A 12240-nucleotide genomic window follows, 5' to 3' on the forward strand; every position below is an offset into this window, starting at 1 on the left:
CCACCACGGGTGCTGCCCGCGCTGCGCGGCGTGCCAGTCGGAGCGGCGGTGGTGCCCGCGCCGGCAGCGGCCGCGCCGGCGGGGCGACGGCCACGGCCGCGCGTCCCGGAGACCTTGTTCGTCTTCGGCTTGGCGGCTTCCTGGGCGGCGGCGTGCACCGGGTCGTGAATGGTGACGGCACTGCCGGACGGCTTGCGGGCACCGGTGACGCGCACCAGCTCGGGGTCGCCGGGGCGGACCCGCGCGGTGTGCGGCTTGATACCGGCCAGCGCCATCAGGCGGGCGTTCTCCCGGCGCTGCGCGGGCAGCACCAGGGTGATGACGGTGCCGGACTCGCCGGCCCGCGCGGTACGGCCGCCACGGTGCAGGTAGTCCTTGTGGTCGCCGGGCGGGTCCACGTTCACGACCATGTCGAGCCCGTCGATGTGGATACCGCGGGCGGCGACGTTGGTGGCGACCAGCGCGGTGGCCTTGCCGGTACGGAACTGGTCCAGGGCACGGTTGCGCTGCGGCTGGGACTTCCCGCCGTGCAGGGCGACGGCGGTGACGCCGGCGGCCAGCAGGTGCTTGGTGAGCCGGTCTGCGCCGCGCTTGGTGTCGACGAACATGATCACGCCACCCTCGCGGGCGGCGATCTCGGCGGTCACGGCGCGCTTGGTGTCGTCGTCCACGTGCAGCACGTGGTGCTCCATGGTCGTCACGGTCGCGGCCGACGGGTCGACCGAGTGCGTGACCGGGCTGTGCAGGAAGCGCTTGACCAGCCGGTCGACGTTCTTGTCCAGGGTGGCGGAGAAGAGCATCCGCTGGCCGTTCGGCTTCACCTGGTCGAGCAGCTTGGTGACCTGGGGCAGGAAGCCCATGTCGGCCATCTGGTCGGCCTCGTCCAGGACGGTGATCTCGACCCGGTCGAGCATGCAGGCCCGGCGGTCGATCAGGTCGGCGAGCCGGCCCGGGGTGGCGACGAGGATCTCGGCGCCGTTGCGCAGCGCGGCGATCTGGCGCGTGATGGACGCACCGCCGACCACCGTCGTCTGGCGCAGCCCGAGCACCTGGGCGTAGGGCGCGAGCGCCTCGGTGACCTGGGTCGCGAGCTCACGCGTCGGCACCAGGACGAGCGCCAGCGGGTGCTTGGCCTCGGCCCGCTGCCCGGCGGTGCGGGTCAGCATCGGGAGCCCGAAGGCGAGGGTCTTGCCGGAGCCGGTACGGCCACGGCCCAGCACGTCCCGGCCGGCGAGCGCGTCGGGCATCGTCGCGGCCTGGATCGGGAACGGCTCGGTGACGCCGTTGGCGTTCAGCGCGGTGACCAGCGCGGGAGAGATGGAGAGTTCTGAGAACAACTTCAAGGGGGAACCTTCCTCGTGACGGAGACGAGGGAGGTCCCTCGGCGCCAGGGGCCGTCCGGCGGATCGCGGACTGCCTCTTCGACGCCTGCGGACCGGCGTCCTGCGGCGCTCATCGGAGCGCCGCACTTGTTTTGTTTCCGCTGCGCGCGAGAGGCCCGCACCGTGCGGTGCGGGCCTCTCGCTACTGGGCGCGATGAGCGCTCAGGGGTGCCTCAGAGAGGGCGGATGTTCTCGGCCTGCGGGCCCTTCTGGCCCTGCGTGACGTCGAACTCGACCTTCTGGCCCTCGAGCAGCTCACGGAAGCCCTGGGTGGCGATGTTCGAGTAGTGGGCGAAGACGTCAGCGCCGCCGCCGTCCTGCTCGATGAAGCCGAAGCCCTTTTCGGAGTTGAACCACTTCACGGTTCCGGTAGCCATGTCTGTCTCCCTAATGGGTGCAGTTAATACAGCACCCGCACTTTACGGATGCCGCGTCGCCGCGATGATCTCCCCACACCGGACATGACGCCGGTAAAACAAATGTGCGCCTGGCCGCAAGGACCGGGCGCACATGGAGTTCATGGGTACCACAACTGCAACGCAGCCCACTGTACCAGAAACGTCGCGGACGATCATCCCGAAAGCGGTCGCGCCGCATGACCTGTGTCACACAGCGCGACCGCCGGGTTCGGGCCGATCAGCCGGTCGAGCGTGCCCTCAGAGGATCCTCAGGGCGTCCGTTCCGGATCAGAAGGTGAGCTTCCAGCTGTTGATGTAGCCGCTGTCGACGCTGTACACGTCCTGCACCTTGAGCCGCCACGTGCCGTTCGCGACCTCGCTGGAGGCGTTGACCGTGTAGGTGGCGACCACGTTGGCCGCGGAGTCCGACCCGCTGGAGTTCTTCAGCCGGTAGGTGCTGCCGTCGGGGGCGACCAGGTCGATGACCAGGTCACCGCGGTAGGTGTGGACGATGTTGACGCCCACCTGCAGGGTGCTCGGGGCGTTGCCGGTACGTCCGGTCACCGCGATGTTGGAGTAGACCGCCGCGCCGTGGTCCGGGATCGAGACGTCGGTGGTGTTCTCGAAGACGTTGCCGCCACCACCGGTGGGGCTGATCGTCCAGTTGAACGTGGCCGAGCCGGTGGCGTTGGTGGAGTCCTTCGCCGTGACCGTCACGCTGTTGTTGCCGACCGTGGTCGGCGTACCGGAGATCAGGCCGCTGGAGGCGTTGATCGACAGGCCGGCCGGCAGGCCGGTGGCCGTGTAGGTCAGCGCGCCGCCGTTGGTGCTGCTGGCCTGGATCTGCAGGCTCGCGGCGGTGTTCACGACGGTGTTCTGGTCGGCCGGCTTGGTGACGGTGACGCCACTGGTCGGAACCCGTGCGCCGACGCCGATGGCGGCCCAGGTGTTGGCGACCGTGTTCCACGTCGCGCTGCCGGATCCGTACAGGTCAGCGGTGGCCTGCAGGCTCTGGGTGCGGGCGGCCGCGTAGTTGGTGGTCGAGGTGAAGCGCTCGCTCAGCGCCTTGTACCAGATCTTCGAGGCGGCGTCCCGGCCGATGCCGGGAACCGGCAGGTTGTCGGCGGTCGGGCTGTTGTACGTGACGCCGTTGATCACCTTCGTGCCGCTGCCCTCGGACAGCAGGTAGAAGAAGTGGTTCGCCGGACCGGACGAGTAGTGCACGTCCAGGTTGCCGATGCCGGAGTACCAGTTGTCGGGCGACGTCCCGTCGCGCGAGGGCTTGTCCTGGTAGCGCAGCGGGGTGCCGTCGCCGTTGATGTCGATCTTCTCGCCGATGAGGTAGTCACCGACGTCGCTGGCGTTGTTGGCGTAGAACTCGACCGAGCTGCCGAAGATGTCGGACGTCGCCTCGTTGAGGCCGCCGGACTCACCGCTGTAGTTCAGGCCGGCGGTGTTGGAGGTGACGCCGTGGCTCATCTCGTGGCCCGCGACGTCGATCGCCGTCAGCGGCTTGTTGTTGCCGCTGCCGTCCCCGTACGTCATGCAGAAGCAGCCGTCGTCCCAGAAGGCGTTGACGTAGGCGTTGCCGTAGTGAGTGCGGGAGTACGCGCCGACGCCGTCGTTGCGGATGCCGGTGCGGCCCATCACGTTCTTGTAGAAGTCCCAGGTCAGCTGGGCGCCGTAGGCCGCGTCGACGCCCGCTGTCTCGGCGTTGGACGGAAGGCCGTTGCCCCAGGTGTCCGAGGACTTCGAGAAGAGCGTGCCGGTCCCGGAGGAGCCGTGGTTGAGGTTGTACGTCTTGTGGCCGCCACGGGTGCCGTCGGTCATCGTGTACGTCGAGCCGGACTGCGTGGTGCCGATGGTGACCTGGCCGCTGTACTCGCTGTTGCCGACGCCGGTCTCGATGCCCTGGTACTCGAAGAGCCGGGAACCGGTCTTGGCGTCGGTGATGACGTGCAGCTGGTTCGGGGTGCCGTCGTCCTGCAGTCCGCCGACGACGGACTCCCAGGCCAGGGTCGGCACGCCGGTGGCAGCCCAGACGACCTTGCGCGGGGAGCCGGCCAGTGCCGGGCTCTTCGCGCCGTCCGCCTTGGCCCGGCTGATCGCGAAGGACTTCGCGGAGTCGGCGCTCGCGGTGGCCGTGGTGCTCGCCACCGCTATCTCGGCGTTGGTCGCCCGGTTGACGCTCGTGGTGGCGCCGGCCGGCGTACTCGCGATGACCAGGTCGCCGCCCAGGACGGGCAGGCCGTCGTAAGTGCGCTGGTACCGGGTGTGCACGGTGCCGTCGGCGTCCCGCAGAACGCTGGTCGGGATGAGCCGCTCCTTGGCGCCGAGCCGCAGTTCGCCCGCGGTGCGGGCGACGTTGGCGTTGGCGTCGGCCATCAGCGTCGCGCGCTGGGAGGCCGAGAGGGCGGCCGGCATACCGCCGGCGCGGGGCTGGGCGTGGGAAGCGCTCTGTGCGTCGGTGCCGGCCGCGGCGGTGCCCGAGGGCAGCGCTACGGCTAGCAGTGCGGCGGTGGCGGCGAGTGCGCCTGCCGCGACTGCCTTGCGGGGGGATCGTCTCACTACGGAACTCCTTCTGCGGCGGCCGCGGGGTCGGGCCGTGAACAGACGGGCAGGTGGGGTTGTGTGCTGCCCGGGTAGAGCGACGTGCGGGTGGGACGTGCGTGACCGCTGCGGCTGCACAGACCCGTGGTGCTGTTGGGGGAGTGCTGTACGGCGGCTGCGGGAAGAGTGCCACTGTTTACCGGTACATGTCATTGGGGTGGCGAAAACTTGGCCGATTTCCGTCCGTTGACCGATGAGCGGCGCCCGTTATACGGACGCCGCTGCGTCGAATCGCGGGCCGGTCCGGCCGCGGCCAGGTCAGCGGGCCCGTACCGGACCGCCCCGGTCAGACCAGGCTGTCCCGCCAGGCCTCGTGCAGATCCGCGAACCGGCCATGGTCCGCGATCAGTTCGGCGGGGGCCCCGTCCTCGACGATCCGGCCGCCCTCCATGACCAGCACCCGGTCGGCGATCTCCACCGTCGAGAGCCGGTGCGCGATGATCACCGCGGTCCGGCCGCGCAGCACCGTGTCCATCGCGTGCTGCACCGCTCGTTCACCCGGCACGTCCAGCGAGGACGTCGCCTCGTCCAGGATGAGGACGGCGGGATCGGCGAGCAGTGCCCGCGCGAACGCCACCAACTGCCGCTGGCCGGCGGAGATCCGGCCGCCGCGCTTGCGGACGTCCGTGTCGTAGCCGTCCGGCAGCGCGGAGATGAAGTCATGTGCTCCGATCGCTTTCGCGGCCCGCTCGACCTCCTCGCGTCCGGCATCGGGTCTGCCGATCGCGATGTTCTCAGCGACCGTCCCGGAGAACAAGAAGGCCTCCTGGGTCACCATCACGACTCCACGTCGCAGCTCCGGCAGCGCGAGTTCCCGCAGCGGGACGCCGTCCAGCGTGATCCGGCCGTCCGTCGGGTCGTAGAAGCGGGCCAGCAGCTTGGCGAGGGTGGACTTGCCGGCGCCGGTCGCCCCGACCACCGCCACCGTCTGCCCGGCCGGAATCCGCAGATCGAAGACCGGGAGGATCTCGCCGCCGGTGCGGTACGCGAAGCGCACGCCGTCGAAGAGCACCTCGCGGCCCGGCAGCTCGCCGCCGCGGCCGGGCAGCTCGCGGGGTTCCTCGGGTTCGGGCACCGAGGGGCGCTGCGCCAGCAGGCCGGCGATCTTCTCCAGCGACGCGGCGGCCGACTGGTACGAGTTGAGGAACATCCCGAGCCGGTCGATGGGGTCGTACAGCCGCCGCAGGTACAGCACGAACGCCGCCAGCACCCCCAGCGCCAGACCGCCGCCCGCCACCCGGTACGCGCCCCACACCACGATTCCGGAGATCGCCGCGTTGGCCATCAGCCGGGATCCGACGACATAGCGCGCCATCTCCAGGATCGCGTCCCCGTTGATCCGCTCATGGGTGCCGTTGAGCACGGCGAAGTCCGCCTCGTTCGGCTTCTCGCGGCGGAACGCCTGGACCGGCCGGATGCCGTTCATCGTCTCGGTGAACTTCACGATCACCGCGGCGATGGCCGTGGACCGCTTGCGGTAGACGACCATCGAGCGCTTCTGGAAGGACCGGATCATCAGATACAGCGGGGCGCAGGAGAACAGCGCCGCCAGTCCCAGCTTCCAGTCCAGCCAGAGCAGGATCACCGAGATGTAGACCGACGACAGGACGACGCCGAGCAGCTCCTCCATGCCCTCGGTCAGCAGCTCGCGCAGCGATTCGACGTCCGAGGTGGCGCGCGCGATCAGCCGGCCCGAGGTGTAGCGCTCGTGGAAATCCAGGCTGAGCGCCTGCGCGTGCCGGAAGATCCGGCCGCGCAGATCGATCAGCACATCCTGGCTCACCCGGGCCGCGACCCGGATGAACGCCCGTTGCAGCAGCCCGGAGGCCAGCGCGCAGCCCAGGTAGACGCAGGCGAGCAGGATCAGCGGGCCGTGCCGGCCGTCGCGCAGCGCCGGGATCGCCCGGTCGATGGCGTACGCCACCAGCAGCGGCCCGGCCTGCACGGCGGCCTGCTGCACCAGCAGCAGCACCGTCGCCACCCAGACCCGGCGGGTGTGCGGCGTCAGCAGCGACTTCAGCAGGGTGAGCTGCGCGCCCTTGGGGGAGGGGAGCACATCCTTCGTGAACGGGTCGTCCGGGGCCGGCGGCCGGATCGGGTCGTCCACGGCGCCGGCCGGCTCCTCCCCGGAACCGGCCTGCCCGGTCTGTTCGGCCACGGAGGTCATCGGGCCACGCTCCTCTCGCTGTCGCCGGACATCAGATGGCGGTACTCCGCGCTGTCGGTCAGCAGTTCGTGATGGGTGCCGACGGCGGTGATGCGGCCCTCGGACATCAGGGCGACGCGGTCGGCGAGCATGACCGTGGACGGCCGGTGCGCCACGACGAGCGCGGTGGTCTCCGCCAGGACCTCGCGCAGCGCGGCCTCGACGAGCGCCTCGGTGTGCACGTCCAGCGCGGACAGCGGGTCGTCCAGCACCAGGAAGGCCGGACTGCCGACGACGGCACGGGCCAGCGCGAGCCGCTGCCGCTGGCCGCCCGACAGGCTCAGCCCCTGCTCGCCGACCTGGGTGTCCAGACCGTGCGGCAGCCGGGCGACGAAGTCGCACTGGGCCGTCTCCAGCGCCCGCAGGACGGCGGCCTCGTCGGCGCCGCCCGGCCCCGCGCCCATCGCCACGTTCTCCCGCACGGTCGCGGAGAACAGCGTCGGCTCCTCGAAGGCGACAGCGACCAGTTCGCGCAGCCGCTCCCGGGACAGCAAGGCGATGTCGGCGCCGTCGAGCGTGATCCGGCCACCGGTGGCGTCGTGCAGCCGGGGGATCAGCGCGGTGAGCGTGGTCTTGCCGCAGCCGGTGGCGCCGACCAGCGCCATCGTCTCGCCGGGGCGGATGTGCAGATCGATGCCGTGCAGCAGGTCGGGGGTGTTCTCCGGCGCGTCCGGGTAACGGAAGCGGACGGCCTCGAACCGCACCCCGTCCAGGGCCCCGGCGGGCTCGGCGTCGAAACCGGCGGCGTCGGCCTCCGCGGCGTCGATCGCCTCGAAGAACCGGTCGGCCGCCGTCGCCGACTCGTTGCTGATCGCCAGCAGGAAGCCGAGCGACTCCACCGGCCAGCGCAGCGCGAGCGCGGTGGTCAGGAACGCGACGAGGGTGCCGGCCGAGAGCTCGCCGTCGGACACCTGCACGATCCCGAGGATCAGCGCCGCGCCGATGGCGACCTCGGGCAGCGTCATGATCAGCGCCCAGATGTCCGCCAGCAACGTCGCCTTGTGCAGTTCGGTACTTCGCAGCCCGTGCGCCTTCGCCCGGAACGCCTCGGTCTGGCTGCGGTGCCGGCCGAACGCCTTGATGATCCGCACGCCGAGCACCGACTCCTCGACCACCGTGGCCAGGTCGCCGGCCTGGTCCTGCGCGGAGCGGGCGGCCAGCGAGTACCGGGCCTCGAACACCGAGCAGAGGATCACCAGCGGGACGATCGGCAGCAGCAGCACCAGCCCGAGCGTCCAGGCCTGGGAGAACAGGATCGCGAAGCCCAGCACGATCGCGGCGCCGTTCACCACCAGGAACACCAGCGGGAACGCCAGGAACATCCGCAGGATCTGCAGGTCCATCGTGGCGCGCGACAGCAACTGCCCGGAGGCCCAGCGGTCGTGGAAGGCGACGGGCAGCCGCTGCAGATGCCCGTACAGGGCGGAGCGCATCGACGCCTCGACGCTCGCCAGCGGCCGCGCCACCAGCCAGCGCCGCAGCCCGAACAGCCCGGCCTCCAGCAGGCCGAGGAGCAGCAGCACGCCGCCGCCGAGCCACACCCCGGACGGGTCGTGGTCCGCGACCGGGCCGTCCACCATCCATTTCAGGACGAGCGGGATCAGCAGCGCCATGCTCGACGCGAGGACGGCCGCCACCGCGGAGCCGGCCAACCGGCCGCGGATGGGGCGTACATACGGCCACAGCCGCAGTAGGGAGCGAACGGCGGATCGGGGTCCGGGGGGCGCGGGGTCAGAAGTCGCTTCAGGCATCGATTCGACGATACGGGCGACCACCGACAGCGCTCATCCGGTTTTTCCGGCCGGTTGTGCCACCCGACGCAGATTGCGGATCGCCGGCACCGACAACAGCGACACACAGACCACCAGGGACACCACGCTGCCCGCCAGCAGCACATGGCGCGCGCCGAACGCGGACGACGCCGGCCCGGACAGCGCCTGGCCCACCGGCAGCATCGCGACCGACCCGGCGACCTCGTAAGCGTGGATCCGGTTCAGGATCTCGCCGGGCACCTGGGTCTGCACGCTGGTCGCCCAGTTCACGCCCCAGTACGCCCAGGCGGAACCGGCGACGAAGATGCAGCCGCAGATGGCCGGTACCGGCAGGTGCAGACCGACGGACGCCGGGTACAGCGCGCTGCCGAAGAGGGCGGTGGCTCCCGCCCGCAGCGGGAAGTGCGACCGGAACCGCATCGCGAGCAGCGCACCGAGCGCGGTGCCCGCGCCCAGGCAGGAGTTGACCAGGCCGTACGCCTTCGGGCCGTGCGCCGGCAGGATCTCACCGGCCGTGAGCGGCGTCACCGGGCCCATCACCGTCACCATGAAGACCATCCAGATCACGATGACCGTCCACATCCAGGTGCGGCCCCGGAACTCCCGCCACCCCTCGACGAGATCGGCCCGGAAGGTACTGGTCTTCGGCCCGGTGGTCTCATGGGCGACCGGCGGCAGCCGGAGCAGGAACACACAGACCGCGCTCACCCCGAAGGTGACCGCGTCCACCGCGATCACGCCGCCCGCCGACGCGAACGCCACCAGCAGCCCGGCGACCGCGGGACCGGCCAGCGCCATCATCGACTCGGCGGTCCGCACCACCCCGTTGGCACCCTGCACATCGGTGGCGACCCGCGGCACCGTACTGGCCACGCCGGGCTGGAACATCGCCGCGGCGACCCCGTTGACGGCGGTGATCGCGCACACCTGCCACAGCACCACGTGGTCGGCGAAGAACAGACCGGCCAGCAGCGCCATCATGCCGAGCCGTACGAGGTCGGCGCCGATCATCAGCAGCCGGGCGTTGAACCGGTCCGCGATCACGCCGCCGAATATCACCAGCCCGGCGAAGCACCCCATGTACGACGCCATCACCAGCCCGATGGCGCCGGCCCCGTACCCGTACTGCAGCAGCCCGGCGGCCATCGCCACCGGCAGCATGGAGTCGCCGAGCATGGCGACCGAGCGCGCGGTGAAGTACAGCCGGAAGTTGGCCGACCACAGCCCCGGGCCCTTCGCGGGCGCTGTGACGGACCCCGCCGCCGGACCGGTCGGCGGATCGATGAGGAGGGGGTTCTCGCAGGGCTGTGGCGCGGAGGAGGTCACAGGGATCGAGTGTGGACTGGACCAATTCTCCGTGTCCAGGGGTTTCAGTGGCTGGACGTCCGTGGGGCCGGAGTGGTGGTGGCCGGGAGGGCGCGCAGCAGCAGGAGGGAGCGCCCCGGCACCGTCACCGAGCCGCCCGCCGGGTATCCGGTGCCCGGTGGCCGGGACTGGTCCTCGGCGGTGGTGTCGAGGAGGAGTTCGTAGGAGTCGGCCCAGGGGTGGCCGGGGAGGGCGAAGCGGGCGGGGCGGTGCGAGGCGTGGGCGATGATCAGGAAGCTGTCGTCGGTGATGGGGACGCCCTGGGCGTCGCGCTGCGGGATGTCGTCGCCGGAGAGGTACATGCCGATGGTGTGCGACGAGGCGAACCAGTCGTCGTCGGTCATCTCCTGGCCCCCGGCGGTGAACCAGGTGAGGTCGGGCAGCCCGCCGGGGGTCTGGGAGCGGCCGGAGAAGAAGGCGCGGCGGCGCAGCACCGGGTGGGCGCGGCGCAGTGCGATGACACGCGCGGCCAGCGTGCTGAGCCCCCGCCAGTCGGGGTCGTCCAGCAGCGACCAGTCGATCCAGCTGATCTCGTTGTCCTGGCAGTACGCGTTGTTGTTGCCGCCCTGGGTGCGGCCCATCTCGTCACCGGCCACCAGCATGGGGACGCCGGTGGACAGCAGCAGCGTCGAGAGCAGGTTGCGCAGCTGGCGGCGGCGCAGGGTGTTGATCCCGGGGTCGGTGGTCGCGCCCTCGGCGCCGCAGTTCCAGGAGCGGTTGTCGTGGGTGCCGTCGTTGTTGTTCTCGCCGTTGGCCTCGTTGTGCTTGGACTCGTAGGAGACCAGGTCGCGCAGGGTGAAGCCGTCGTGCGCGGTGATGAAGTTGACCGAGGCGTACGGCCGCCGGCCGCCCCAGGCGTACAGGTCGCTGGAGCCGGAGAGCCGGTAGCCGAGGTCGCGTACGTCGTGCTGGGCGCCGCGCCAGAAGTCGCGCACCGCGTCCCGGTAGCGGTCGTTCCACTCCGTCCACAGCGGGGGGAACGCGCCGACCTGGTAGCCGCCCATCCCGACGTCCCACGGCTCGGCGATCAGCTTCACCCGCCGCAGGACCGGGTCCTGGGCGATGACGGCGAGGAACGGCGAGAGCATGTCGACGTCGTGCATCGAGCGGGCGAGCGCCGCGGCGAGGTCGAAGCGGAAGCCGTCGACGCCCATCTCCGTCACCCAGTAGCGCAGCGAGTCGGTGATGAGCCGCAGGACGTGCGGCTGCACGACGTGCAGGGTGTTGCCGCAGCCGGTGTAGTCGGCGTAGCGGCGCGGGTCGTCCTGCAGCCGGTAGTAGCCGCGGTTGTCGATCCCGCGCAGCGAGAGCGTCGGGCCCAGCTCACCGCCCTCGGCGGTGTGGTTGTAGACGACGTCCAGGATGACCTCGATACCGGCGGCGTGCAGGGCGCGCACCATCCGCTTGAACTCGCCGACCTGCTCGCCGCGGGTGCCGCCGGCCGCGTAGCCGGAGTGCGGCGCGAAGTAGCCGATGGAGTTGTAGCCCCAGTAGTTCTTCAGCCCGGCCCGCTCCAGGTGCTCCTCATGGGCGAACTGGTGGACGGGCAGCAGCTCGACGGCGGTGACGCCCAGCCGGGTGAGGTGCTCGATCGCGGCCGGGTGCGCCAGGCCCGCGTAGGTGCCGCGCAGCTCCTCCGGTATGCCGGGATGGCGCTTGGTGAAGCCCTTGACGTGCAGTTCGTAGATGACGGAGTCGGACCACGGCGTCTTGGGACGGTGGTCGTCGGACCAGTCGTCGTCATCGTGGACGACGACGCCCTTGGGCACGAGCGGGGCCGAGTCCCGGTTGTCGCGGACGGTGTCGGCGATCTGCCGCTCCGGCCAGTCACGGACGTGCGCGTAGACCTCGGAGGGCAGCGTGAAGTCGCCGTCCACCGCGCGGGCGTACGGGTCCAGCAGCAGCTTGGCGGGATTCCAGCGGGCGCCGGTCCACGGGTCCCAGCGGCCGCTGACCCGGTAGCCGTAGCGCTGGCCGGGCAGCACGCCGGGCACGAAGCCGTGCCAGATCTCGTGCGTCAGCTCGGTGAGCGGCGCCCGGGTCTCGGTGCCGTCCGCCTCGAAGAGGCACAGCTCCACGGATTCGGCGCCGCCCGCCCACAGCGCGAAGTTGGTGCCCGGCCGGCCGTCGGGGCCGGTGCGGAAGCGCGCGCCGAGCGGTTCGGAACTGCCGGGCCAGACCGTACGGGGCGCGCTCCCGGGCCCGGGGCCGCCTGCGGCCCCGGGGTCCGGGGTCGTCCCCGGAGCCTGCTCCTGAGCGGGCCCGGGGACGGCCGGCGGAGGGCTCGTCCGCAGGCCGTTCGGCCGGGGGACCGCCTCAACGGCCTCCATGGCCTCGTGCTCGCGTGTCTCTGACACGTGCTCGCCTCCCGCGGCTCGACAGGATCCAGCCGTACGCGACCGCGGCCACGGTACGGCGGAACCCCACGCGTCCCACTAAAGCCCTGGCCGGGCGCGGCCCTTCCCGGCGTCCCGTGCCGGGTCGGTGCCGTCTCCTCCTACCATTCC

The 12240-nt window shown here is 71.2% G+C and carries 7 protein-coding genes; all 7 read right to left on the bottom strand.

The features are described from left to right. A partial coding sequence (locus G3I60_RS27760; protein WP_343241968.1) for a DEAD/DEAH box helicase occupies nt 1-1469 on the bottom strand: 1469 nt, incomplete at its 3' end. An 86-nt stretch (nt 1470-1555) separates the two neighbouring features. Then, nucleotides 1556-1759: a cold-shock protein gene (locus tag G3I60_RS27765; RefSeq protein WP_138354888.1), complete on the bottom strand. Its 204-nt coding sequence runs from the start codon at nt 1757-1759 to the stop codon at nt 1556-1558. A 309-nt stretch (nt 1760-2068) separates the two neighbouring features. Next, nucleotides 2069-4348 carry a M4 family metallopeptidase gene (locus tag G3I60_RS27770; protein WP_343241969.1) on the bottom strand — a complete coding sequence of 760 codons (2280 nt, stop codon included), beginning with the start codon at nt 4346-4348 and terminating at the stop codon, nt 2069-2071. 328 nt (nt 4349-4676) lie between these two features. After that, on the bottom strand, nt 4677-6557 hold the full coding sequence (locus G3I60_RS27775) for an ABC transporter ATP-binding protein (protein WP_164296618.1): 1881 nt from the start codon (nt 6555-6557) through the stop codon (nt 4677-4679). Beyond that, a complete protein-coding gene (locus G3I60_RS27780; protein WP_164607846.1) occupies nt 6554-8347 on the bottom strand; it encodes an ABC transporter ATP-binding protein in 1794 nt (597 codons plus the stop codon). Before G3I60_RS27780 ends, G3I60_RS27775 begins: the two co-directional genes overlap by 4 nt. Nucleotides 8348-8380: 33 nt before the next feature. Then, a complete protein-coding gene (locus tag G3I60_RS27785; RefSeq protein WP_164296675.1) occupies nt 8381-9544 on the bottom strand; it encodes an MFS transporter in 1164 nt (387 codons plus the stop codon). A gap of 194 nt (nt 9545-9738) precedes the next feature. Further along, the gene (gene glgX, locus G3I60_RS27790) at nt 9739-12063 is read right to left on the bottom strand and encodes a glycogen debranching protein GlgX (protein ID WP_164607887.1); all 2325 of its coding nucleotides are present in this window, start codon (nt 12061-12063) and stop codon (nt 9739-9741) included. Nucleotides 12064-12240: the final 177 nt, after the last annotated feature.

The sequence above is a fragment of the Streptomyces sp. SID13666 genome (assembly GCF_010548325.1).
Taxonomy (GTDB): domain Bacteria; phylum Actinomycetota; class Actinomycetes; order Streptomycetales; family Streptomycetaceae; genus Actinacidiphila; species Actinacidiphila fildesensis.